Source organism: Aurantibacter sp. (assembly GCF_039941195.1).
Classification (GTDB): Bacteria; Bacteroidota; Bacteroidia; order Flavobacteriales; family Flavobacteriaceae; genus Aurantibacter_A.
The window spans coordinates 23,674-49,324 of sequence record NZ_JBDVFA010000040.1 but is presented as its reverse complement, the minus strand read 5'-3'; the positions used below and the strand labels follow the sequence as shown (position 1 = coordinate 49,324).

Annotated in this window: 19 protein-coding genes; 16 read left to right on the top strand and 3 right to left on the bottom strand. The window is 34.8% G+C overall.

What is annotated here, in order from left to right:
* Positions 1–196: 196 nt before the first annotated feature.
* The 16 genes from ABJF52_RS07800 (at position 197) to ABJF52_RS07725 (ending at position 21,101) form a co-directional block, all read left to right on the top strand.
* Positions 197–3,154 (top strand): TonB-dependent receptor, encoded by a 2,958-nt coding sequence (locus ABJF52_RS07800; RefSeq protein ID WP_348148745.1) that lies wholly within the window; start codon positions 197–199, stop codon positions 3,152–3,154.
* A gap of 17 nt (positions 3,155–3,171) precedes the next feature.
* The gene (locus ABJF52_RS07795; RefSeq protein WP_348148742.1) at positions 3,172–4,605 is read left to right on the top strand and encodes a RagB/SusD family nutrient uptake outer membrane protein; all 1,434 of its coding nucleotides are present in this window, start codon (positions 3,172–3,174) and stop codon (positions 4,603–4,605) included.
* Positions 4,606–4,779: 174 nt separating this feature from the next.
* The gene (locus ABJF52_RS07790) at positions 4,780–6,720 is read left to right on the top strand and encodes a sialate O-acetylesterase (RefSeq protein ID WP_348148739.1); all 1,941 of its coding nucleotides are present in this window, start codon (positions 4,780–4,782) and stop codon (positions 6,718–6,720) included.
* A 47-nt stretch (positions 6,721–6,767) separates the two neighbouring features.
* Entirely contained in the window at positions 6,768–7,661 is an 894-nt protein-coding gene (locus tag ABJF52_RS07785) for an alpha/beta hydrolase (protein WP_348148737.1), read from the top strand.
* 111 nt (positions 7,662–7,772) lie between these two features.
* Positions 7,773–9,302, top strand: coding sequence for an endo-1,4-beta-xylanase (locus tag ABJF52_RS07780; protein ID WP_348148734.1), 1,530 nt, complete (start codon positions 7,773–7,775; stop codon positions 9,300–9,302).
* A 313-nt stretch (positions 9,303–9,615) separates the two neighbouring features.
* Complete coding sequence (locus tag ABJF52_RS07775) at positions 9,616–10,893, top strand: endo-1,4-beta-xylanase (protein WP_348148731.1); 1,278 nt, start codon at positions 9,616–9,618, stop codon at positions 10,891–10,893.
* A gap of 27 nt (positions 10,894–10,920) precedes the next feature.
* On the top strand, positions 10,921–11,136 hold the full coding sequence (locus ABJF52_RS07770; protein ID WP_348148729.1) for a hypothetical protein: 216 nt from the start codon (positions 10,921–10,923) through the stop codon (positions 11,134–11,136).
* A complete protein-coding gene (locus ABJF52_RS07765; RefSeq protein WP_348148726.1) occupies positions 11,133–12,377 on the top strand; it encodes an MFS transporter in 1,245 nt (414 codons plus the stop codon). Before ABJF52_RS07770 ends, ABJF52_RS07765 begins: the two co-directional genes overlap by 4 nt.
* Positions 12,364–13,752: an endo-1,4-beta-xylanase gene (locus ABJF52_RS07760; RefSeq protein ID WP_348148724.1), complete on the top strand. Its 1,389-nt coding sequence runs from the start codon at positions 12,364–12,366 to the stop codon at positions 13,750–13,752. Before ABJF52_RS07765 ends, ABJF52_RS07760 begins: the two co-directional genes overlap by 14 nt.
* 98 nt (positions 13,753–13,850) lie before the next feature.
* The gene (locus ABJF52_RS07755) at positions 13,851–15,401 is read left to right on the top strand and encodes an endo-1,4-beta-xylanase (protein WP_348148721.1); all 1,551 of its coding nucleotides are present in this window, start codon (positions 13,851–13,853) and stop codon (positions 15,399–15,401) included.
* A gap of 4 nt (positions 15,402–15,405) precedes the next feature.
* Positions 15,406–16,596, top strand: coding sequence for an enolase C-terminal domain-like protein (locus ABJF52_RS07750; protein WP_348148719.1), 1,191 nt, complete (start codon positions 15,406–15,408; stop codon positions 16,594–16,596).
* A 56-nt stretch (positions 16,597–16,652) separates the two neighbouring features.
* On the top strand, positions 16,653–17,489 hold the full coding sequence (locus ABJF52_RS07745) for an SMP-30/gluconolactonase/LRE family protein (protein WP_348148716.1): 837 nt from the start codon (positions 16,653–16,655) through the stop codon (positions 17,487–17,489).
* The gene (locus ABJF52_RS07740) at positions 17,482–18,267 is read left to right on the top strand and encodes an SDR family oxidoreductase (RefSeq protein WP_348148714.1); all 786 of its coding nucleotides are present in this window, start codon (positions 17,482–17,484) and stop codon (positions 18,265–18,267) included. The genes ABJF52_RS07745 and ABJF52_RS07740 overlap by 8 nt, the downstream gene beginning before the upstream one ends.
* A gap of 39 nt (positions 18,268–18,306) precedes the next feature.
* Positions 18,307–19,050 carry an RraA family protein gene (locus tag ABJF52_RS07735; protein ID WP_348148711.1) on the top strand — a complete coding sequence of 248 codons (744 nt, stop codon included), beginning with the start codon at positions 18,307–18,309 and terminating at the stop codon, positions 19,048–19,050.
* An 85-nt stretch (positions 19,051–19,135) separates the two neighbouring features.
* A complete protein-coding gene (locus ABJF52_RS07730) occupies positions 19,136–19,924 on the top strand; it encodes a LamG-like jellyroll fold domain-containing protein (protein ID WP_348148708.1) in 789 nt (262 codons plus the stop codon).
* A gap of 331 nt (positions 19,925–20,255) precedes the next feature.
* On the top strand, positions 20,256–21,101 hold the full coding sequence (locus tag ABJF52_RS07725) for an alpha/beta hydrolase (protein ID WP_348148705.1): 846 nt from the start codon (positions 20,256–20,258) through the stop codon (positions 21,099–21,101).
* A gap of 319 nt (positions 21,102–21,420) precedes the next feature.
* Here the strand turns inward: ABJF52_RS07725 and mnmE are convergent, their stop codons facing one another.
* The 3 genes from mnmE to ABJF52_RS07710 form a co-directional block, all read right to left on the bottom strand.
* Positions 21,421–22,812: a tRNA uridine-5-carboxymethylaminomethyl(34) synthesis GTPase MnmE gene (mnmE, locus tag ABJF52_RS07720; protein WP_348148703.1), complete on the bottom strand. Its 1,392-nt coding sequence runs from the start codon at positions 22,810–22,812 to the stop codon at positions 21,421–21,423.
* A gap of 27 nt (positions 22,813–22,839) precedes the next feature.
* Positions 22,840–25,074, bottom strand: coding sequence for a TonB-dependent receptor (locus ABJF52_RS07715; RefSeq protein WP_348148700.1), 2,235 nt, complete (start codon positions 25,072–25,074; stop codon positions 22,840–22,842).
* A gap of 117 nt (positions 25,075–25,191) precedes the next feature.
* Entirely contained in the window at positions 25,192–25,593 is a 402-nt protein-coding gene (locus ABJF52_RS07710; RefSeq protein WP_348148697.1) for a hypothetical protein, read from the bottom strand.
* Positions 25,594–25,651: the final 58 nt, after the last annotated feature.

Sequence of the window (25,651 nt, the reverse complement as noted above, 5' to 3'; positions counted from 1 at the left end):
ATACTCTTCAATATGACTTTCTAAGCATTTAGTGTTATATAATGATGAATACTAAATTCTTAGTAAATAGTCAAATTATCTAACTAAATATAATAATTAGTGCAATATTTTGATAAATATTTTGTCATTTAGATTTTTTGCATATATTTGACTGTAATATAAAATATATATTCAATAATATAAAATAGCCAACTTAATGAAAACAAAATTTTTGATTATTCTATTGGTATTTTGTGCAATAGGATCTGCGCAAAATCCAATCAAAGTTTCGGGAAGCGTAGTAACCGAATTAGATGAACCACTACCGGGAGTCTCTATTATTTCTCAAGGAACTACGATAGGTACAACAACAGATTTTGATGGCAATTTTGAAATACAGGTTCCTAATAATTCTATTTTAGAATTTAGTTACATTGGTTTTCAAACCCAGGAAGTAAATGTTTCAAATTCCCAGCCATTAACAGTTATTTTGATAGAGGATGCTAGTCAGCTAGATGAAGTTGTAGTAATAGGTTATGGGACAGTTAAGAAAAGTGACATAACCGGTTCACTTTCTTCTGTAAAAAGTGATGAGATATCCGCAATACCTTCATCAAATGTCATGCAGGCTTTGAATGGTAGAGCTGCTGGAGTACAAGTTAAACAAAACTCTGGTGCTCCTGGTGGTGCCGTAAGTGTCAGAATAAGGGGAACAAACTCAATACAGGGTAGTAACGAGCCTCTTTATGTTATTGATGGATTTCCTGGTGATGTTAACACTCTAAACAATGCAGATATATCAAATATAGAGATATTAAAGGATGCTTCCGCTACTGCCATATACGGTTCTAGGGGAGCAAATGGGGTTGTATTAATAACCACTAAAAGTGGAGAAGTTGGCGATACAAAAGTTGATTTTGAATCAAGTTATGGAGTTCAGACAATCAGAAAAAGATTGGAACTTATGAATGCTTCGGAATATGCTGAGTTTTATAATGAACAACAGGTTAATGATGGTCATGGTGCATATTTCTCACAAACAGAAATAGATGCTTTTGGCGAAGGAACTGACTGGCAGGATTTAATCTTTCAAAGTGCTCCAATAGTTAATAATACTTTATCTATAAGTGGTGGAAATGTAAAAACAAAATTTGCGGTATCTGGAGGATTTTTTGATCAGGAAGGAATTATTAGGGAGAGCGGTTTTAATAGATATTCATTATTAGCAAATATTAATCATAAAATAAATAGCAAGATAAGTTTTCAAACAAGTGTAAAGTTGGCAAGAACTAAAATGTCAAATCAAAATTCGTCAGGAGGAAACAGAGGAAGTTCTCTTAATAGTGGTATCATTTCTGCTGCCCCTACATTGTCACCTAACAATGAAGACGGGTCTATAAATAATCTTATGATTTCTTACCCCTTTATGGGAAACGGTATAAGAAATCCGTTGTATTATATTGAAGAATCTAAATTCGAAGGTAAAACCAACAAAGTAATAGCTAATGCTGCTTTTTTTATTGAACCTATTGATGGCTTAACACTAAAAATAGCTGGAAATGTTGAAAACACAGATTATCGCTCAGATTATTATCAATCGCTAGATTTTCTTAATTCAGTTGGAAACGCGACTGTATCTACAGTTCAAGATTTTTATTATTTAAGTGAGAATACAGTTAACTATTTAAAGACTTTTAATGAAAAACATAGTTTATCAGCAATGGCAGGGTTTACTTATGAAGAAAGAGTCAACACCAGTTTATCGGGTTCTGGTATTGGATTTTTAAGTGATATTACGGAAACTGCTAACCTACAAGGAGCGGCAACTCCAGGGATACCAAATTCAGGTTATGCAAAAAATACATTAATATCTTATTTGGGAAGAATCAACTATGCCTATGATAATAGGTATTTATTTACGGCGAGTATGCGAAGTGATGGATCTTCGAAATATAGTGAGGGTGATAAATGGGGGTATTTTCCTTCTGGTGCCTTTGCATGGAGAACGATAAACGAGGAATTTATGAAAAATCAATCGCTATTTTCAGATTTAAAATTAAGGGCGAGTTGGGGATTAACCGGGAGTCAGGCTATTGACCCATATTCTACATTAGCGCAGCTTAACTCTGGAAAAACAGTTTTTGGAAAGTCCCTGTACAATACTTTTGCTCCGAGTACGTCGCTACCAGACAATCTTAAATGGGAAACTACAGAACAAAAAGATTTCGGTTTAGATGTAGCTTTTTTGAAAGGCCGTTATGGATTTACTGCTGATTATTATATAAAGAATACAAGAGATTTGTTAAATACTGTTCAGTTACCTCCTACTTCAGGTTATAACAATACAATTAGAAATGTTGGAGAAGTAAAGAATAGTGGTTTAGAATTGTCAGCCTTCGGAAATATTTTAAATGGATCTTTTAAATGGGATATAGATGCAAACATTTCATTTAACAAATCAGAAGTTGTGAAATTATATGATGGACAAGATATAATTAGTGGAGTCGATGTTGTATTCATTAGTGATATCAATAGTATTCTTCGAGAAGGCGAACCAATGAGTGTATTCTATGGCTACTTAGATGATGGTTATGACGATAATGGACATCCAGTTTATGTAGATTTTAATAATGATGGAGAATTTTCTCAAGATGATAGAACTATAATTGGAGATCCAAATCCTGATTTTATCTATGGATTAAACTCAACAATGTCCTTTAAAAACTTAAGTCTAACCATGTTTTGGCAAGGTTCTTATGGAAATGATATAGCCAATGTTAGCGCTATAGGAAATACATTGGATTATGGTTACGGTTTGAATATGCCAAAAGAAGTTTATGAAGATCATTGGACTCCTCAAAACACAGATGCTAAATACCCTAAAATTACAGATAAATTAGATATGAATTTCTCTGAACGTTTGATAGAAGATGGTTCTTTTTTGAGGTTGCGAAATATTGAATTAGCCTATAATGTTCCGGTAGATACTTTTTCAAGTTTAAGAAACATGTCGCTATTTGTAAGTGGTCAAAATCTGCTAACACTAACGAAATACTCATGGTGGGATCCAGAGGTCAATTCTCAAGGTGGATCAAATTCCATTCGTCAAGGAATGGATTATTACTCATATCCTACATCCAAATCAATAACATTAGGTATCAAATTAGGTTTTTAAACAAAAAAGAACAAACAATGAAAAAATTAATATACATAGTTTTAATTATAGGCTTGTTTTCCTGCGAGGAAGCCTTGCTTGAAGAACCAAAATCTATAGGAGTAGAGGTTTTTTATAATACAAAATCAGAAATTGAATCTGCTCTTGCAGCATCGTATGATGCAATACGTAAAAATAGTATGAATGCGATAGCATTACATGAATCGTTTGCCGATTATCAATATGGCCGAGGAAGTTGGGGTCCTAATAGTAATTATGAGGGATTGAATGCTACAAATATTACAAGATCCGAATCTGTGTGGGTAGATTCATATTTGGCCATAAGAAATGCTAATATAGTAATTATAAACGCTCCAGAAGGAACCGAACTTAGCGATGATGAAAAATCTAAAGCTATAGCGGAAGCAAAGTTCGTACGAGCTTTTTGCTATTTTGATTTGGTAAGAAATTATAAGGGCGTACCAATTAGAACTGAGGATAATTTTACAGAATATGAGGTAGGACGAGATACGGAAGAAGCTGTGTGGGAACTAATCGTGAATGATTTAAAAGAGGCAGAGAATATTTTGCCAGATGACGCACCACTTCCTGGAAGAGCTTCGAGGTGGTCAGCCAAAACAGTATTGGCAGATGTATATTTTTACAGGGGAATGAACAGTGAAGCAGCTGCAAAATCAAATGAGGTAATCGAATCGAATAAATACACATTGGTACCAGTAAATGTTGTTGAAGATTATGCAAATTTATTTGGTCCTGATGTTGTTACGACCTCAGAAGAAATTTTTTATAAAAAATTCAGTCATGAACAAGGAGATGATTATACCATGATGCTCCATCATCCCGGTTCCGGGCTTTGTGGTGCCGGTGGTTGGTACGGTCTGTATACCGATATCGAGCAGAATAATTTTATGAAAAACTGGACCGATATGGATGATCTTAGACGTCAGCTATGGTATAACTGGGATATAGGATTAGGCGAAAATACATACCTGTCATTGAAATTTGTTGATCCCGAAGCCCCTAGTTATAATAATTGTGCGAATGATTATCCAATCTATCGATATGCTGATGTTTTGCTAATGAATGCTGAGGCAGAATGTTTGGCAAGTGGTAATATTTCTAATACAACCATGGAGAGATTAAATATGGTTCACAGAAGAGCATATGGGTATGACCCTACATCTGCTTCTCCGGTTGACTTCAATATTGCTGATTACAATGTAGATTCATTCGCCGAACTAGTAGTACTAGAGCGAGCTAAAGAAACACAATGTGAAGCTAAAAGATGGTTTGATTTAAAGCGTTTAGGAGTTGATAAATTAAAAGCGATTGTTAAGGAATCAACAGGCAGAGATGTACTTGATAAACATTTACTTTATCCAATTCCTGTTGCTGAAATGGAATATAATAAAGCAATTGATCCTATCGCAGATCAAAATCCTGGATATTAAATCAGGATATTTAGAAAGTGATAATTAAATGAGTAGTTCTAAATTCTAATTAAGTAAGAGGGAATCATTTTACTATAAAATCGATAATAAATTAAATAAGGATATGCAAGTTGAACTTTTTAGAAAGTTTTGTATTGCGTTCTATTAATTGTAAGTAAAACAGAAGCTTAAAATATGGATAAACAGAACCTTATAGTAACTAGCTTTATAATTCTTATTTCTTTATCAATTCACGCAAATATACGATTACCAAAACTTATTAACGATGGAATGGTGCTGCAGCGAAACGCAAATGTGAAAATTTGGGGTTGGGCGGATAAGCTTGAAGAAATCAGTATTAAGTTTATAAATGAAACCTATAAAACACTTGCGAATCATAAAGGTGAATGGGAAATTCAGCTTAAAAATCTTTCAGTGGGCGGACCTTATAAAATGATAATTAATGCAGATAATAAAATTGTAGTTGAAAATATTTTAATTGGAGATATTTGGGTTTGTTCAGGTCAATCGAATATGAACTACAGATTGAGTAGTGCCAAATCAATTTATGAAAATGAAATATCGCAAGCTTATAATAAAGAAATTAGATGTTTTACAGTCCCCGAAATTTATGATTTTCGGGGACCTCAAAAGGATTTAGAAAAAGGTGAATGGGTAGAAGCGAATCCAGAAACAGTATTGGAATTTTCAGCTGTTTCTTATTTTTTCGCAGCTGAGTTATATGAAAAATATGGTGTTCCCATCGGACTTATTCATTCAAGTAAAAATGCGTCTCCGGCACAAGCATGGATTAGCAAAGTAGCCATTAAAGAATTTCCAGATTATTATAACGAGGCATTAAAATTCGGAGACTCCTCTTTAATTGTGAAGATTAAGGCAGAGGAAAAGCTTAGAAGTGAGACCTGGTTCAAAACCTCGAAATCTAAAGATGAAGGATACAAATCATCTAAAACTTGGTTCGACTCCAGTACAAATACTGCCAATTGGAAAAGCATGGAAGTTCCCGGATCCATTGCCCCCACGCCACCCGGAAATACCATTGGCGTGTATTGGTTTAAGAAGGAAGTTCAAATACCGAAAGAATTAGTGGGCAAAGAAGCAGTCCTCAAAATGGGAAGTATTGTGAATTCAGATTCTGTTTATATTAACAATATTTTTGTTGGCACTACGTCTCATAAGTGGACTTCCAGGAATTATGATATTCCAACTGGTGTTCTAAAGGCCGGAGTAAATACAATTACTATGCGCCTGGTAAACCATAACGGCTATGGCGAATTTCAACAAGGTTATCCGTACCAGATAGAATTTGGTGAGCAATTAATTGATATTTCTGGAGCGTGGAAATATCAATTGGGTGCAAAAATGGAACAATTACCAGATTCTACAGAGTTCAGGCAGAAGCCAACTGGTTTACATAACGGAATGATCGCACCCCTTACTAATTATACAATTAAAAGAGTAATTTGGTACCAGGGCGAAGGAAACTCCGGGAAACCAAAAGAGTACGAATCGCTTTTCCCTTGTTTGATAAAAAATTGGCGAAACGAATGGAATCAAGGCGATTTCCCATTTTTATTTGTGCAGCTGGCCAACTATAAAAAAACCACTGATAAACCAGACGCTAGTAATTGGGCAATGCTTCGCGATTCGCAGCGAAAAACACTTGCGTTACCTAACACCGGCATGGCAGTCGCCATTGATATTGGTGTTGCTTACGATGTTCATCCAATGAATAAAAAAGATGTGGGTTATCGGTTGGCACTTGAAGCGCAGCGTGTGGCTTATGGCGATAAAGAAGTTGTTAGTTCGGGACCATTGTATCAATCAATGAAAATAGAAGGAGATAAAATTGTTCTTTCATTTGAAACTTTCGGAAGTAGTTTAAAGGTTAAAGACGCCGATAAATTAGAATATTTCGAAATTGCCGGAGCGGATAGAAACTTTGTATGGGCTTCGGCAAAAATTAAAAAGGACAAAATAATGGTTTCAAATTCCGAAGTAAAAAACCCGGTTGCTGTGCGTTATGGTTGGGCCGACAATCCGGAAACAGCAAACCTGGTTAATTCCGAATACTTACCCGCATCGCCTTTTAGAACTGATGATTGGGAAAAATGATTAATGTATATAAAGCTGGAACAATCAAATTAATTTTTGAATAAATTATGAAAAAAATAACAGTATTAATGATTTTATTGATGTGTTGCTATATCAGCAGGGCACAGCAAGAAATCCCATTATATTCAGAAAAAATTCCTAACTCCATAAAAACGTCGGTTAAAGAAAAAGTATCTAAAGACTATAGTGTTTATAGTAAGGTTTCTGAACCTAAATTAAGGATGTTTTTGCCACCCAAAGAAAAAGCAAACGGAGCTGCAGTTATTGTATGTCCCGGAGGAGGATATGGTGTTTTAGTCACCAAGAGACCAGAGAGAGTAGCCAAAGAATTTAATCGGTTGGGTATAGCCGCATTTGTTCTGAAATATCGTTTGCCTAGTGATGAAACGATGAAGAATAAGAGTATCGGACCTATGCAGGATGCCCAGCAGGCTATTAAGGTAGTTAGGAAAAGGTCAGAGGAATGGAATATTGATCCACAAAAAATTGGAATTATGGGATTCTCAGCTGGCGGACACCTGGCATCGACAGCAGGAACCCACTTCGATGATGAGATGATTATAAATAAAGATAAGACCAGTTTGCGCCCTGATTTTATGATACTTGTTTACCCGGTAATTAGTTTTACTGACAGTATTTATCATAAAGGTAGCCGGGAACATTTACTTGGTAAGTTGCCCGAAGAAAAACAACTCAGTTTTTTTTCCAATGAATTACATGTTACGCCGTCTACACCTCCTTCATTTATTACTCATGCTGATGATGATTCATCGGTGCTGGTTGCGAATAGTCTGTGTTTTTATGAAGCTTTAAAAAAAAATAACGTCCCGGTATCTTTACATATATATTCCAAAGGGGAACACGGCTATTTAAAAGATCCTCCGTTTGAAGAATGGTTTGGGAGATGTATTTACTGGATGAAAACCAGTGGTTATTTTTAGATGAAATATTTCCCTGGGGGGGGAACTGATGAGTGGAATAAAGAGTGGTCAAATGAGATCGCCAGTGGGGCTAACAAAAAATTGTAATGGATAAGAATTAATCCTAAAATCATGAAACTTAAAATTTTAAAATTATTCACGTTTTTTATTTGTTGTAATCTACTTATTGTGCACGGGCAGAACAAAAAGAGCGAGAATAGTGTAATGAGTGATGCCTACTGGAAGCATTGGAATTCAGAAGTGCAGGCAAAAATTGATAATGATATTGAAAAAAATAGGAAGGCTGATGCTGTACTAAACCTCGAAGGACTTCCTGCAGGGACTGCTATCAAAGTGGAACAAATTTCCCATGACTTTATTTTTGGTGCACATATTTTTAACTACAACCAACTGGGGACATCAGAGCGCAACCAAAAGTATAAAGACCTTTATGGTACTTTGTTTAATTCGGCAACCATTGCTTTTTACTGGAAGGCATTGGAAATGCAACCAAACCGCCTTCGGTTTAAAGAAGAATATTGGGATACTGAAGAGTACTGGAATCAGGTAGCAACACCAGAGTTAGAACCACACTGGAGAAGACCAGCTACGGATCCAGTAGTTGAATTTTGTGAGGATAAAGGCATTCGCATGCATGGGCATACTATAATTTGGAGCAATAGAATGTGGCATCACCCGGAATGGATCTTCGAGCAATTTTGTCCTGAAGATGAAAAAATAAAACTAAGTACACTATCGAAAGATGAGTTATACAAATTGACGCCTGAACAAATACATGATTTTGTCCCCACGTTTTTTAAACGAATGAACGATCTTTTTAAAAAGCACATAGTAGATCTGGCTCAATATTATGGTGATCGCATTCATAGTTGGGATATTGTAAATGAAAGCCGAACTGATTTTGATAAGAAGCGAATATTTCCGGGAGATGAAATTCGAAAAGGCCGCCATGGGTTAATGCCTGGCGATTATACTTTTAAATCGTTTAAAACAGCAAATGAGGTATTCCCGAAAAATGTACTATTTAACATCAATGATAATGTGCGATGGGAAGACGATAAATATGAAGCGTATACTAATCAGATTAAAGATTTGATAGTTCGTGGTTCCCGGATAGACATTATGGGTTCCCAGATGCATTTTTTTGAGCCACAGCAATGCCTTGACATTGCCGACGGACTTCCAATTGCAACTCCTGATAAAATTTGGGAGAAAATGGAAAAGCTTTCATCTGTTGGTCTGCCTATCCATCTGAGTGAAATAACTATCACATCCCCTGGCCATGATGAACGCGGCCATGAAATTCAATCGGTCATAGCACGAAATCTCTATCGCTTGTGGTTTAGTGTAGAAAAAGTAATGGGAATTACATGGTGGAACGTTGTTGATGGATGTGGAGCGCCTGGCGAAACTACAATATCAGGGCTTTTCACAAGGAACATGGAACCAAAACCATCTTTTTTCGCACTAAATAATCTAATTAACAATGAATGGAAAACCAGGACAACAGTAGTTGTTGATGAAAATGGACAGGTGAAATTTAGGGGTTTTAAAGGAAATTATCGCCTGAGCTGGAAGAATAGCGCTGGGGAAGAACAAGTGGCTGAATTCTACCTTAAAAATGATGGTGATGGATTGTAAGAATATAATGAATTAATTGATTTTATGTGGTTATAAAAAGGTTGAATGAAAGTTTCGATACGTAAATTGAGCATCATAGAAAATGAAAGTTTATATAAGTATTCGAGTGAATCATAAGAAAGAAACAAGATGAAAAAATGGAAAACCGATCTGTCTACCGATTCTGTATATTAATTATTAATAGTATCAATTATAAAACAAACAAATGATTATTAAAGCTATGAAATTGAAATTATTAGTGCTATCCGTCTTCTTGGTTTTTGCAAATCAATTTTCAATAATCGGGCAGGATACAAATAGTCAAAATAACGCAATGAGCGAAGCTTACATGAAGCAATGGAATGAAAAGGCTCGGGTACAGATTGATGAACGAATCGAACGCCATCGAAAAGGGGAAGTCGTGCTTAAGCTTGTTGATAAAGCTGGCAAACCGGTCAAAGGTGCATCCTTGGCTGTTCATCAAACGACACATGAATTTCTGTTTGGATGTAACCTTTTCGTGTTGGGACAACTTCCCACTCAAGAGCTTAATACTAAATATGAAAATGCTTTTACTCATCTATTCAATTTTGCCACTTTGCCTTTTTACTGGGGTGATTTTGAACCAAATGAAGGACAGCCCCGGTTCAAAGAAGGTTCAGAATATATTTGGCGCCGTCCACCACCAGACGAGCTAGTGAAATGGTGCGAATCACATGATATTGTGGCTAAAGGTCACGCATTGATGTATAATAGAAACGTATTCATGCCAGATTGGACTGAACGGAACAATCCAGACATATTCTTAAAACAGGCAAAAAAACATATAAAAGAAATTGCTAATCATTATAAGGATAATATTGCGATATGGGATGTTGTTAATGAAGAAAGAGTCAGAAGATTAAAACCTGAATCTGGTCATAAAGTCCCGGATGATTATCTCACTTGGTGTTTTCGCGAGACTGCTCCTTTATTTCCTGAAAATGTAGAATTATTATATAATGACGATACTCAAAATCATGATAATCCAGATGAATATGCGGGATATATTAGCGATATAAAGGAAAATGGAATTCGGATTGACGGAATGGGAGTTCAATTTCACCTATTTAGTTTAGAAGCCAGAGACAAATATCTTCAAGGCAATTTATATCCTATTAATCAATTAATGACTTTTTATAATCGTATGCTGAAATTTGACCTGCCATTAAATATTACTGAAATAACCATTCCGGGGGGGGGAGATGATGGGGCCATTATTCAGGCTAAAATTGTGGAAGATTTATACAAGTTGTGGTTTAGCATTCCCAATATGTCTGGCATTACCTGGTGGAACCTTGGTGATGGAACAGCCCATGGAAAGGAAAATAAAACAATGGCAGGGCTTCTTGATCAAGAGATGAACCCTAAACCCGCTTATGAAGTTTTAGACAGACTAATCAATCATGAATGGAAAACAAATGAAGATTTACGTACAAATGCTAAAGGACAAGTTCAATTTCGTGGTTACTATGGTGTATATAAAGTTAAAGTGATTTACCAAGGAAAAACACTTGAAAAAGAAATAAATATAAGTAAATCAGGTAAAAACCATTTTACCATTAATTTATAATGTCCGGTACCAACTAATAAAATAATCATGAAGTTAAAATTTATAAGTCAGTTCGTTTTTTTTACATGGATTAACCAACAATTTGTTAATAGGCCAACAAGGGCTAAGGTTGTAAGTGATGCATACGACAAATTATGGAATCCAACTCCACAGGATAAAATCGATAAAAATATAGATAAATACAGAAATGGAACGGCTAAAATTGAAATTGGCAATAGTGATTTATATATCAGATTAATATGAGTTTTAAGAAAAAGATCAGTATTCCTTACAAATGGCAGCTAATTATCATTTTATGGGTCGCCTATTTTTTAAATCAAGGAGATCGTCAGGTATTTAATGTAGTAATTCCACTTATTAAAGAAGATTTGAAACTGGATGATGTCCAAATTGGTCTGGTAGCAACTATTTTCACCTTAGTCTATGGTCTTTTAGTTCCCTTTGCAGGGTTGGCAGGCGACCTTTTAAAGCGAAAGTGGATCGTATTCTACAGTTTACTTATTTTCAGTCTTGGAACCCTGTTTACTGGCCTAAGCAGTGGAATGATTCTCTTAATATTATTCAGAAGCATCGCTACCGGCGGAGGGGAATCGTTCTATTATCCTGCGGCCACATCACTGATAAGCCAGTTTCATAAAAAAACCAGGGCTATGGCCTTAGCAATACACCAAACCTCGTTATACGTCGGTATTGTGGCAAGTGGCTTTATTGCCGGTTATATTGGTGAAAACTACGGTTGGCGCTCATCCTTTTATGTTTTTGGAGGAGTTGGCGTAATATGGTCCTTTGTGGTACTCTATAAATTGAAAGATTCTACACCCGATAAGGAAGGGACTAAAGAGCCTAATCAAATACCTAAGCTGAAGGAAATATTTAAAGCCATAATGGCAAAAAAAACAGTTTATTTTTTAAGTCTTGCATTTGGTGCTATGGTATTTGTAAATATTGGTTATTTGACTTGGATGCCAACATTTCTTCATGAAAAATTTAATCTATCCCTTTCATCAGCAGGATTTTCATCCATGTTTTATCACCATCTTTTTGCTTTTATTGGCGTCATTTTCGGAGGAAAAATATCCGATTATTATGCTTCCAAAAGAAAGCAGATTAGAATGGAAACGAAGATTCTCGGACTATTATTGGGAGCACCATTTATATATATGATGGCCGTTAGCGAATCACTATTGTGGTGCTATATAGGAATGGGCTTTTTCGGATTTTTTAGGGGTATTTATGACTCCAACCTTTTTGCAGCACTCTTTGATGTAATCGAACCCAAGTACAGGGCGTCTTCAATAGGTATAATGTTGGCTTTCGCATTTACTATCGGTGCTTTGGCACCTGTTATCCTCGGTTGGATAAAGACGGTATCAGGTCTTGACTTTGGTTTGTCTATGCTTTCGTTCTTTTATCTTGGAGGAGCTTTGCTTATTTACATTGGACTTAAACTATACTTCAAAAAAGATTATTATGAAGAAATATAAATTACAACTCATCTCATTATTATTTATTCCCTTCCAATTTGTTTTGGCTCAACCTTCGAAAAAGTACCTTGATAATTGGAACGAGCCTTACATACAGCAACGAATAGAAGATGGAATTAGGCAAAACCGGATGGGAAATTTTTCTATTCAATTTGAAGATGTTAACGGCCTGCCCATAAACAATATCAATGTAGAAGTTCATCAAATAAAACATGATTTCTTTTTTGGCTCCAATGGGTTTATGTACAAGGGGTTCAAAAACGACAAGGAGAATGCATTGTTTGAAAAATATTTTACTAAAATTTTTAATTTCGTCACTATTCCATTTTATTGGCCAGAATTGGAGCCCGAACCAGGAAATCTCAGATTTGATAAAAATAGCGAGCCTATCTATCGCAGACCTCCACCAGATTTGGTACTTGAATTCAGCAATAAATACGATTTAACTCCCAAAGGCCATACCTTGGTTTGGGACCATCCCAGGTGGTCCATGCCCGATTGGCTCCCTCAAAATGAAGAGATTATAGAGAAAAATATAAGCAAAAGAATTTCTGATATTGCAGAAAGATACGGTCGTGACATTCAGATTTGGGATGTGACAAATGAAGTGACCAACCGACACCCGAATGTAATTATGCCAAAAGACTTTGTGCATAAAACCTTTAAGGAAAGTGAACGTCTTTTTCCCAATAGCAATGATTTAATACTGAATACTGAAACAGGTATTTGGCGAAGGAGTATAAATCGAGAGTATAATGCAGACTATCTACTAATTGAAAACACCTTGCTGAAAGGCGGTAAAGTAGATATTCTTGGATTTCAGTACCATAATTTTAATGAAGAGGAATATTGGAAAATACTTAATGGCCATGTCTTTGCTCCTAAGAGCCTATTCAGTACACTTGATCTGTACACTGATTTTAACCTTCCAATTCACATTACCGAAGTTACCATTTCAGCTTTGTCGGATAAGGGACCCGATTATCAAGCAATCATGATAGAGAATTTGTATAAACTATGGTTTAGCCATTCTAATGTGGAGGCCATTGTGTATTGGAACCTTGTGGACAACACTGCTGCTCCCGGCTTTGTAAATCCAGATGGAACGACCAGACCTGCAGAAGATAAATGGCGAGGAGGACTATTAAATAGAGATTTTTCGAAAAAACCAGCTTATGAAGTGCTTGACCGATTAATAAATAATGAATGGAAAACGAATCTAAACTTAAAAACTTCTTCAGATTCCAATACCCTAACATTTAATGGATTTTATGGTGTTTATGAAGTAGTAGTCAAAACGGAAGATAGTACATATAAGAAATTAATTGATTTAGGAAAGAGAAGTGCAGCAAATCAGGTCGTGATATTAGAATAGTAAAGTATAGTAAAACGAATAAGGGTAGTCTTTCTAAGAGTTATCAAAGTATAACATGGAAAGATACAAATTGAAGAGTATCACTAAAATATAAAAAAATGAAAAAAGGATTATTTGTTACAATTGCATTATTGCTTAGTATTTCACTACAGGCTCAAAAGTATTCTTTTCCAAAGAATGCAAAGGAAGATAAGGAAAATATCATGAGTGAGGCATATTGGAAAATATGGAATCCAAAGATTCAAGCACAGATAGATAGAGATGTTGAGAAAAATCGAAAAAGTGATGGTGAAATATTGTTTGTCGACATTGCTCCTGGTTCCGATGTAAAAATAGAACAAATTTCCCATGATTTTATCTTCGGCGCACATATCTTTAATTACAATCAGTTGGGGAAATCTGAATATAATAAAAAATATAAGGATTTATATGGATCATTATTTAACTCCGCAACAATAGCCTTTTATTGGAAAGTGTTTGAGATGCAACAGAACCGTTCACGTTTCGTAGAGGAATACTGGGATACGGAGGAATATTGGAATAAAACTATTGAACCTAAGAATGAACCACACTGGCGACGTCCTGCTACAGACCCGGTTGTAGAATTTTGCGAAAGCAAAGGTATTCGTATGCACGGACACCCGCTTATATGGGGAAACCGGAAATGGCATCACCCAAATTGGTTAATGGATAATATGACCAAAGAAGAGAAAGCCAAGTTGAGTAAGTTTATTACTGAATATGGTAATTTGGAAAATCTTAACTCTAGTGATAAATATACTGAGGAATACAAGCAAATGACCGCATCTCAATTAGAACAAATGTTCCCAGACTATGCAAAAGAATTAAAAAGTTTATTTGAAAAACGAATTGTTGATATCGCTAACTATTATGGAGATCGTATTCAAAGTTGGGATGTAGTTAATGAAAGCGCAACTGATCATCAAAAGGGATTTATGGTTCCAGGAAGCGCACTTGCAAAAAGTCACTACGGAATCATGCCGGGTGATTATACATATGAGGCATTTAAAGTAGCTGCAAAAGTTTTCCCCGAGAATGTCTTATTAAATATAAATGACTATAACCTTAGTCAAAGTTATACAGATCAAACGAAAGCTTTGATTGCTAGAGATTCCAAAGTTGATATCATGGGTTCACAAATGCATCTCTTTGACCCACAACAGTGTTTAGATATCGCTGCAGGTAAAGAAATCCAGACTCCGGAACATATATGGGAATGGGCAGAACGTTTGGGAAAAGCTAGGTTACCAATTCATCTTAGTGAGATAACAATAACTTCTCCTGAAAATGAAGCCAATGGAAAAGAAATTCAAGCGATAATTACTCAAAATTTATATCGCTTATGGTTTAGTTTAAAACCAATGATGGGTATAACCTGGTGGAATGTTGTGGATGATTGCGGAGCTCCTGGAGAGCCATCACCATCAGGATTATTTACACGAGAAATGGTTGCGAAACCTGCTTATTATGCACTTGAAAATCTCGTAAACAACGAATGGAAAACAAAAATTACGGCTAAGCCGGATAAAGAGGGTCGAATTAAATTTCGCGGTTTCAAAGGGAATTACCGTATTACATGGAATGATACGGAAGGAAATAGTCAAACTAAAGAGTATTATTTAAAATAACAAAATGAAGATAGTAGATATAAGAGTACGTACGGTAGCAATTCCAATGAATGCCATGTTGAGACATAACACAGGGGTCCATCCTGGTTATCTAATGCGAACTATTTTAGAATTAATTACGGATGAAGGAATTGTTGGATTGGGTGAAGTAGGAGGAGGAGACCAAAGAGGGGCATTACTTAAATTGAAACCAAGAATTGTTGGAATGGACCCATTTGATTTAGAAGCTATTAAGTTGAAGGTTTTGAGAAGCATATATTATCTGTCAAATTCAAGATTATATGGAGCTATAGAAATTGCTTGTTTGGATATTATGGGGAAAGCATGTAATGTTCCCATGAATAAATTAATTGGTGGTAAACTTAGAGATTCAATTCCTATGATTGGTTATTTATTTTGGAGATATGACCGTCCGCAGGGAGGGCATGATAAAAGTGCTGAGGACATGGCAGATTTGTGTTTAGAACTAAAGGAAACTTTAGGAGTTACAGCTATGAAATTGAAGGCCGGAGTTATGAATCCAATGGAAGAAGTAAAGGTACTACAACTTTGTCGAGAGCGTTTAGGAGATGATTTTGGATTAAGAATTGATCCAAATGGAGTGTGGTCGGTTGCAACAGCAGTTAAAGCAGGCAAAAGAATGGAAGAGTTGGAAATTCAATATTTTGAAGACCCGTCTTGGGGACTTGAAGGAATGAAACGTGTTAAGGATCAAATTCGTATTCCATTAGCTACAAATATGTATCCTAATAAATTTGATGATTTGGGGCCGGCTATTCATATGAATTCAATAGATATAATACTTACAGATTTACATTATTGGGAAGGTCCAAAGGGTGTGAAAGATTTAACAGCTATATGTCAAACATTCAATTTAGGAGTTGCCATGCATTCAGGTGCAGAATTTGGAGTTGAACTCGCTGCAATGTTGCATACAGCTTCCACTATTCCGACAATGAATATGGAAGGTGATGCACATTACCACTATCTAGAAGATGATATTATAATTGGAGGTAAAATGAAATATGAAAATGGGTCAATAAAGGTGCCAGAGGGGCCAGGATTGGGGGTTGAGCTAGATGAAGATAAGATGGAGAAGTATGAACGATATTATGAAGAAAAAGGGGATTATTATGCCCGATTTCATCAGGACCCTTACAAACCAGAATGGTATCCCAATGTTGGAGGCTTATAATTCAATTTAGTATTAAAAAACGTGGGTTTAACAGGAATCCTTAAAAAATTTAATAAGTGTTGAAAGAAATAGAAAATAATGTCATCCTTACCGGTTTGAAATTTCCAGAGAGTCCTGTATTTGATAAGGACGGAAACTTGTGGTTTGTTGAGATTAAAGGAGGTAATTTATCAAAATGGGACGGTAATATACTACATCGTTATCCAGTTGATGGCACACCAAATGGTGCTGCCATTGATAAAAACGGAATGATTTGGTTTTGCGACTCTAAGAAAGGTGAAATAAGGACATTTGATTCCGAAAAAAATGTAATTGAATCAAAATGTAGTTATACAAACGATGGAAATAGGTTAATAAGACCAAATGATTTAATATTTGATTCTGCAGGAAACATTTTATTTTCGGATCATGCTGATGGTAGAGATGAACCAAGATCAACTTTTTGTGTACTACCAAAAGGTGGATCTGTCGCTAAGGTTATAGCGTCTAATAAGCTGTTTGCAAATGGCTTAGCGTTAATGAATAATGGTAAAACGTTAGTTTATGCAGAAACATATAACCAAAAATTATGGATTGCGGAATGGGATAATAGTCGTTTGGAATTGAATAATGAAAGGGTTTTTGCAAATGTAGGTAATGGGCCATGGGGTCCAGATGGTATGGCATTTGATAAGAGTGAAAATTTATATGTCGCTGTATTTAATGAATATAGCATCAATGTTTATAGCAAAGCAGGGGATTTGATTGACAAATTAAAATGTGAAGGAAGTAGACCCACGAGTTGCGCATTTGATCCATCTGGTAAATTGGGTTTAGTAGTAACGGAAGCAGAACATGGAAAATTGATTACTTACCCCTCTCAAGGTAAAGGTCTAAAAGTATATTATGGATAAGAAGATAGAAATAAAGAATCTGTTTAATTTAAAAGGTAAAACTGCACTAGTTACTGGTGGAAGCCAAGGAATTGGAAGAGCTATTTCATTGGCCCTTGCAGAATACGGTGCTAATTTGGTGATAGTTTATCGATCAGAACAAAAATTAGCAGAGCAGATTAAATTGGAGATTCAGTCATTTGGTGTTACATGTCATCTTATAAAAAGTGATTTATCAAATACTGATGCACCTGAGACTATTGTTTCTATATTAAATGAGTATTATCTAAAAATAGACATTTTGGTTTTAAATGCTTCTGTACAAATTCGTAATTCTTGGGATAATGTTAGTTATGAAGAATATGATTTTCAGATGCGGGTGAACTTTGCTGCTTCGTTATTTTTAATACAAAAACTATACCCAAACATGTGCGATAAAAATTGGGGAAGAATATTGACAATAGGTAGTGTGCAACAAATTAGACCACATCAGGAAATGCTTGTATATGCTGCTTCGAAAATGGCTCAATTAAGTATGGTAAAAAGTCTTGCACCTCAATTTGGTTTAAATGGAGTTACTATAAACAATATGGCACCTGGTGCAATTTCAACCATTAGGAATGAAGAAGTTTTATCAAATAAAAAATATAGAAAACTTGTAGAATCAAAGATTCCTATTGGTTTTATAGGAGAAGCCCGGGATTGTGCATCAATGGCACTTTTATTATGTTCAAATGCTGGAAGGTATATTACCGGACAGGACATGTTCGTTGATGGGGGTATGGGACTTAATTTTTAAAATTAGAAAAATATATTAACTATTTATTATATAAACATTATGAGTGTAGATAATTACAAAAAGGAAATAGGAATGATGAATCTGGAAGGACTTATTGAGGAACGCGAAAGTATTTCGGACGCGAAATTTCCAATTCCAGATAAAGAGTTGTTAAATAGATATGAAAAGCTTTATACTGGAGCTGTTAACGATGTTTTGAGAGAATTTTGTCTTTTAGATCAGGCGTTGCCGGGCAGAATAGTGCCATTAAGGGAGTACAATTCTGTCGCTGGTTTCGCATTTACAGTAAAAAGTTCTCCAAATGTAAAGATTAAAGGAGAAATGGAATTCAGAACTCAGATGCTAGATGAAATGCAAGAGGATGGATTTATTGTCTGGGATACGAGTCGTGATGATAAAGCAACTTTGTGGGGTGGTGTAATGACGGCTACGGCTAAAGGGAAAAAAATTAAGGCAGCTTGTATTGATGGAGGCGTTCGTGATACTCACCAAATTTTGGAAGCGGACTTTCCCATGTTCTATGAATATAGAATTTCTAATGGTAGCTTAGGTCGTTGTTTAATCACGCATTACCAAATACCTATCAAAATTGGAGATGTAGTAATAAGACCAGGGGATATAGTTATAGGAGATATAGATGGGGTCTTGGTGGTTCCTAGAGATATAGCCTACGCGGTATTGGTAAGAGCGGAAGAAATCAGAGAAAATGAGAAAAAAATATTTGGATGGGTTAAAGAAGGGCAATCGATTCAAGATATTACTAAAAAAGGGGGATATTTTTAAAATGAACAATAGTAAAATTGTACTTATAAGTTTTATTTTAATAATTTATAATTCTTTTATGTTCTCACAAAATGATTCAAGAATAATGAAGAAGTTAAAAGAAACTTCAAATCTTATTGCCGTTTGGGATTTTAAAGAAAAAGAGAATCAGAATCGTGAAGCATATGGAGTTGATAATTTTCCTTTAAAGGAAAAAGGTGGCCCTGCCGAAAGGATAAACGAAGGTCCATTGTCTGGTTTTTCAGCTAGCTTTAATGGTACTAATTATTTGACACTGCCTAATTCTGAAACAGGAGCCCTTAATATTAATGGAACAGAAAAGGAAATTACTATAATAGCTTGGGTGAAATGGACGGGAGAACAAATTGGATTTGTTGGTGGTATGTGGAATGAGTATAAAGATGGTGGAAAACGCCAATATGGTTTATTTACTTCATTACCTCATTATAATGGTGAAAATCAAGTATGTGGACATATTTCCTATACAGGAAAACCTACACCACCATTCCCATATTCAATTGACTATTCCGCTAGTAAGAAAGAAGTTAAAAAAAACAAATGGCAGTGCGTAGCTTTTACTTATGACGGCTCTTATATCAAATCATTTTTAAATGGAAAATTTGAAAGGCGAGAATCAGAATTGATTAATAACACAATCGGATTTGAAGGTTATCCAAATGGGTTATTTCAAACAAAAAACCCATATTATTATCCGTATGGTATGGGTAATAATGGATCTGATTTCACAGTAGGGGCAGTCTTATTAAAAAGTGGAATGGGTAATTTTTTTAAAGGTCTAATTGGTGGTTTAGCGGTTTTTGATAGAAAACTAACAGACGATGAAATGTTATCCCTTGGTAACTTTTTGAATTAAAGAAGTCATATAATAAAGGATTTCTGTTCAAATAAAGTAGTGCGGTTAATTGAGTGAGTTGAGTTAAAAGGGGTGCGATAGTTTTAGTATCCCTTTTTAAATTAGTGAGGGAATAAAAATTTTATTGGTTAATTCAAATAGGGCATAATATGATATATTTAATGGATAGGGCTTATTTGTCGAGTCCATTAAATCTTTTGAATTTGGCAATTACCATAAATAATTACAAAACTAAAAACTCTGACAGGTAGACCAAATGGAAGCAAAAGTTTTTCCTTACCCACCTGCTTGCCTGACGAATTGTGATATTAACAACGATTAAATATAAATGATGAATAAAAAATATTTCTTTTTGCTAATTCTAATTTTAACAGGTGAAATTACTTTTTGTGTTGCTCAAGAAAAGGTACTTTACAAAAAAATTGATTCTACTGAATTATTTTTAGAAATATATAAGCCGAGTACACAAAATGAAAGTAAATTATACCCTGCTATGGTATTTTTTTTTGGTGGAGGGTGGATAAATGGTAATCGAAGCCATTTTATAAACCAAGCTAAATATTTTTCGAAAAGAGGCATGGTCTGTTTATTAGTTGATTATAGGACTGAAAGTTTAAATAATACTACCCCTATTGAATCACTTAAAGATGCAAAATCTGCTATTAGATATATTAGAAATAGCGCTATGAGTTTTCAAATTGACAGCTCAAAAATCATAGCTTCGGGTGGCTCAGCAGGAGGACATCTTGCTGCCGGAACTGCATTAATAAAAGATTATAATGAAGACACTGATAACCTATCTATTGATTGCACGCCAAATGCCCTAGTTCTCTTTAATCCAGTTATTGATAATGGTCCGGGTGGTTATGGTTATGAAAGAATTGGTGAGAATTATAAAAAGTTTTCACCTCTACATAACATTAAAAAAGAAGCACCACCAACCATTTTATTGCTAGGCACTAATGATAAGTTAATTCCAGTAGAAACTGGTCAATATTACAAAAAGGTAATGGAAAAGGTTGGAAGTAGATGTGATTTGATATTGTATGAAGGAGAAGGTCATGGATTCTTTAATTATAGAAATTTTAATTATTATAAAAAAACACTCACTGACGTTGATAAATTTTTGATATCTCTCGGATACCTCGAAAATGAGCCAAATGTAAATATAGAATAATAACTTAGGAAGTACTGAGTTGAACAACCAATTAAATTCATCTTAACCTTCTACATATTTGGTGTCGAATTTTAAACCTAATGATGATATACCACAAGCTATCATAGAAAATAAATGTAAAAGAAACTAATTGAAAATTACCAAGTATAGAAATAAAAATGTTTAACAAATCCAAAGTAAGAATATTTGGTTGTGTACATGTTTTAGTTTTATAAACGAGCACCAAATAAATTAGGATTAACTAATAATTATAATAAATAATATTAGTTATTGATTATTTGACTTTATTAGTATGATGATTGGATGTTGATTGACCTTTCTATTTGCCGATACAAAAATTAGCAAAGATGTTACCAAGCAATTCGTCATTAGTGACTTGACCAGTAATTTCACCCAAGTAGTGTAGGGCTTCGCGAATATCGATGGCTAGTAGGTCACTAGGTAATTCTTCAGACATGCCTAAACGTACTTTTTCTATTTCGGATAAAGCTTTTAAAAGCGAATCGTAATGACGGCTATTGGTAACAATAGTTTCATTATTTCGTAACGCTCCGGTATTTACAAAACTCACTAGTTTTTGTTTTAGCTCTTCAAGTCCTGTTTTGTTTTTAGCAGATAAAAATAAAGCATCAGGTAGTTTGTTTTGAATGTAAGTTTGTCTTTCAGAATCTAATTGGTCTATTTTATTGACTATTACGATACAAGGCTTTTGCGGATGCTTATTTTTGATTTTTGAGATTTCTAATTGTAAGGAAGAAAGTCTATCGGCACTTAATTCGGTACTATCAATTAAATATGCAACAACTTTTGCTTGCTCAATTTTTTCAAAAGTTTTTTTAATTCCAATACTTTCTACTACATCAGCCGTATCACGAATTCCTGCTGTGTCAATAAATCGAAATCCGATGCCACCTATAGCAATTTCGTCTTCAATGGTGTCTCTAGTAGTACCCGCTATTTCTGAAACAATAGCGCGGTCATCATTTAACAAGGCATTTAAAAGTGTTGATTTTCCAACATTCGGCTCCCCGATAATAGCTACTGGAATTCCATTTTTAATTACGTTACCAATTGCAAAACTATCAATCAAGTTTTTAAGAACTTGTTCAATATGCATTAGCAAATTTTCAAATGCTGTTCTATCGGCAAACTCTACATCTTCCTCAGAAAAATCAAGTTCTAGCTCAATTAAAGAAGCAAAATTTAAAAGCTGTTCTCGTAGTTTTTTTATTTCCGAAGAAAAACCACCACGCATTTGATTCATTGCAATTTGGTGACTCGCTTCGTTTTCCGATGCAATTAAATCGGCAACAGCTTCGGCTTGACTCAAGTCCATTTTGCCATTTAGGAATGCTCGCAATGTAAATTCACCAGCTTGTGCCATTCTACATCCATTAGAAAGAAATAATTGTAAAATTTGTTGTTGAATAAAAGGAGATCCATGACAAGAAATTTCAATTATATTTTCACCCGTATAAGAATTTGGTCCTTTAAAGACTGAGACCAGAGCTTCATCATAGGTTTTGTTCCCATCCATTATATGTCCTAAGTGAATAGTATGGCTTTTTTGTTGGGCTAACTTTTTTCCATGTACAGATTTAAAATGCTTATCGGCTAAAGAGATAACATCTTCACCCGATAAGCGTATAATTGCAATTGCACCAGCACCTGAAGCTGTTGCTAATGCTATGATATTTTCTTTAAAATGCACTTTTAAATTTTGTTCAAAAATACAGAATTAGAATCGTACCGATACTTTTCCTCTTAAGTAAAAAGGAGTGCCGGGTGTAAAATGAATTTCTTCAACTGGAATTGCTTCATTGAACAATCTACTTTCTGTTGCAAATTGAGTTTCATTCCATTTTGTATCGAATAGGTTTTCAACTATAACTCCAAACGTCCAATTATTCCATGCATAATTTAAGTTCATATCGGTAACAAAATAACCTTCGGCTACAATAGAATTATCTTCATTTGCAGGACGATTTTTAATATAACGATAGTTCACGCCGCCAGATAAATTTCCGATGTCTCTAAATGATAATCCACCTGAAGAGGTAAGGTCTGGTGCCAAAGGAATATAATCGGCACCAGCAGGTTCTTCAGTACTTCGTGCATAGGTGTAGTTGACATCACCATTAGCATAAAGCCAATCGGTTAATTGATAACGTACACCGAAATCTACGCCATAACGTCTAGTTTTTCCACTAGGTTCAACAATACCAGCATCACCCACATACACAAATTCTTGTTCTAAAAATAGGTTCCATAAAGCTGCATTAATGACAATTTTGTTCGTTGGTTTAAATAAACCACCAACATCAAAAGAATAAGCTGCCGGTAGAATTTCATCAGCATCATTAGCAATTACAACTCTAGTATCATTCGAATGGAAACCAACTCCTGTTTTACCAAAAATCTGCACAGCAGGAGAGGCAGCAAATAGCACATTCAATTTTGGACCTAAAAACAGTTTGTCTTGACTTTTACTGTCATACGTTTCTGTTAGCAAATTTTCATAATCGAATTTAAAATAGTCTAAACGCAACCCAGGATTAATCGTCCACTTGTTTTTCTTATACGTAAGGTTAATAAAGCTATAACTGTTGGTTTCGTCTACGTTACCGTATGCCAAACGTTCTAGAAGCTCTTTTCTGTTTTTAGTTCTAGAGAGTTGCACATCATTAACATCATCATAACGAAACCCAATACCTGCTTCATATTTTAATTGTGAATCGTGATCACCTACATGTATTGAATGTTCATAGGCCGTTTCAGCTCCTATAATTGTACGGTCTTCTTTTTGACGAATTTGATCTGCATTTACAGGATCTTCCAAGAAAAATGTGAAATTAGAAAAAAGCTCAAAGTCATATTTTGAGATATAAGCTTTTGATTTAACTTTTGAATGCTCATTAAGTTGACGCGTGTGATTTATTAAAAAATTAGATCTACTAGTATTGCCACCTTCAGTATCATCAATAGCTCCAAAACGACCAATTAATCCTTGGTCAATAGCCCGTTGTGGAACTTGCCCTGAGGCATCCCACTTGCTTTGAAAATGTGAAAGGGTAAGACTCAAATCTTGATTTTCACGATTATTATAATTGTACCGCCCCATAATATTGAGACGATTAAAATTCTGAGGAGAATCAAATGCACCATCTGTAAGCACCATTTCAGAAGCAACATAAGCGTTGCTAAATTCACTTTCAGTGAGTTTGAGCATTCCTACGGTTCGAAGTGTATTAAACATTCCTGCTTCAACTGAAAGTAGGTTATCATTAATACTCTTTTTTGTTTTGAGACCAACATAACCAGCAGTATTAAAGTTTCCTTTATCAGCATAATAAGCTCCTTTTCCAAAATCAATATTATCAATAGTTTCGGGAATAATAAAGTGCATATCTGCATATCCTTGACCATGTGCATGAGACACCATATTAACGGGTAAACCATCAACATCAATCGCAATATCGGTACCATGATCAATATCGAAACCTCTTAGAAATATCTGTTCTGCTTTTCCACCGCCAGCATGTTGTCCGATAATTAAACCTGGAATTTTTCTCAGAATTTCTTGAGATGATTTTACAGGATTTGCCTTTACATCTACATTTACAAAATTGCTCATGGCGTTCACTTTAGAAACTAAAACAACCTGGTCTAATGAAACGGCAGCTTCTTCCAGAACAATATCTAAATTGCCATCTAAAAGTGATTCTTTAATAGTTAATTCATGAGTTTTATAACCGAGACTATAAAAGAAAATTAGGTCGCCAATTGATATATCATCAAGCTCAAAATAACCTGAAACATTAGTGTATGTATATCCACCAGTTGTTTTATTGTATACTCCAACACCGTCTATTGGCCTTCCATCATCGGCAGTTACTGTACCAGATAATTCATGGGCATATGCGCTAGAAATGAAAGTAAAGGAGAGTATTATGTGAAAGAAATAATTTCTCATCTGTTATATATTATGAGACGTAAAACCACTCAATGTGATGTTATCGTCGATTTATCTTTGATTATTTAATAGTGATATTCATAGCATAGTTTTATAAACTTGCTATCTGCTCTAAAACTAGAGTGGGCGAGGAGGTTCAACATTTTCATTTAGGTAACCCTTATAAGATTTTTGTTGAGGGTACCAAAAAATATTTGAATGATTTTTTATTTGGAATGATTGAATTTCATACTCGGAATACACAATATGCTTATCAATCTTAACTATTTTTTGAAGTGTTTTATTTGAGGATTCTTGTTCATTTGATGTTTCGAAAAATTGAGTAATAAAATCTACAAGAATATGACCAGAATCTAATTGCATTACTTCATGCTGGTGTTTAACGTTATCTGCAGCATATTCAACAAAATCATTTTCATGACTCATCACCTTATTCGGAGATTCAAAAAGAACAAGTATTTCATGCACTGCAATATTTAAAGGCCTATGAATGGGGTTCGTCAAATACAATATACTCATGAACAAGGCAATAAACCTTATCCACTTAGTATTAAATTGTATTTGTGTACCGCTGCAA

Coding starts and splice junctions, on each gene's coding strand:
- ABJF52_RS07800 (WP_348148745.1), top strand. CDS start 197: ATGAAAACAAAATTTTTGATTATTCTATTGGTATTTTGTGCAATAGGA.
- ABJF52_RS07795 (WP_348148742.1), top strand. CDS start 3,172: ATGAAAAAATTAATATACATAGTTTTAATTATAGGCTTGTTTTCCTGC.
- ABJF52_RS07790 (WP_348148739.1), top strand. CDS start 4,780: ATGGATAAACAGAACCTTATAGTAACTAGCTTTATAATTCTTATTTCT.
- ABJF52_RS07785 (WP_348148737.1), top strand. CDS start 6,768: ATGAAAAAAATAACAGTATTAATGATTTTATTGATGTGTTGCTATATC.
- ABJF52_RS07780 (WP_348148734.1), top strand. CDS start 7,773: ATGAAACTTAAAATTTTAAAATTATTCACGTTTTTTATTTGTTGTAAT.
- ABJF52_RS07775 (WP_348148731.1), top strand. CDS start 9,616: ATGAGCGAAGCTTACATGAAGCAATGGAATGAAAAGGCTCGGGTACAG.
- ABJF52_RS07770 (WP_348148729.1), top strand. CDS start 10,921: ATGAAGTTAAAATTTATAAGTCAGTTCGTTTTTTTTACATGGATTAAC.
- ABJF52_RS07765 (WP_348148726.1), top strand. CDS start 11,133: ATGAGTTTTAAGAAAAAGATCAGTATTCCTTACAAATGGCAGCTAATT.
- ABJF52_RS07760 (WP_348148724.1), top strand. CDS start 12,364: ATGAAGAAATATAAATTACAACTCATCTCATTATTATTTATTCCCTTC.
- ABJF52_RS07755 (WP_348148721.1), top strand. CDS start 13,851: ATGAAAAAAGGATTATTTGTTACAATTGCATTATTGCTTAGTATTTCA.
- ABJF52_RS07750 (WP_348148719.1), top strand. CDS start 15,406: ATGAAGATAGTAGATATAAGAGTACGTACGGTAGCAATTCCAATGAAT.
- ABJF52_RS07740 (WP_348148714.1), top strand. CDS start 17,482: ATGGATAAGAAGATAGAAATAAAGAATCTGTTTAATTTAAAAGGTAAA.
- ABJF52_RS07735 (WP_348148711.1), top strand. CDS start 18,307: ATGAGTGTAGATAATTACAAAAAGGAAATAGGAATGATGAATCTGGAA.
- ABJF52_RS07730 (WP_348148708.1), top strand. CDS start 19,136: ATGAAGAAGTTAAAAGAAACTTCAAATCTTATTGCCGTTTGGGATTTT.
- ABJF52_RS07725 (WP_348148705.1), top strand. CDS start 20,256: ATGAATAAAAAATATTTCTTTTTGCTAATTCTAATTTTAACAGGTGAA.
- ABJF52_RS07715 (WP_348148700.1), bottom strand. CDS start 25,074: ATGAGAAATTATTTCTTTCACATAATACTCTCCTTTACTTTCATTTCT.
- ABJF52_RS07710 (WP_348148697.1), bottom strand. CDS start 25,593: ATGAGTATATTGTATTTGACGAACCCCATTCATAGGCCTTTAAATATT.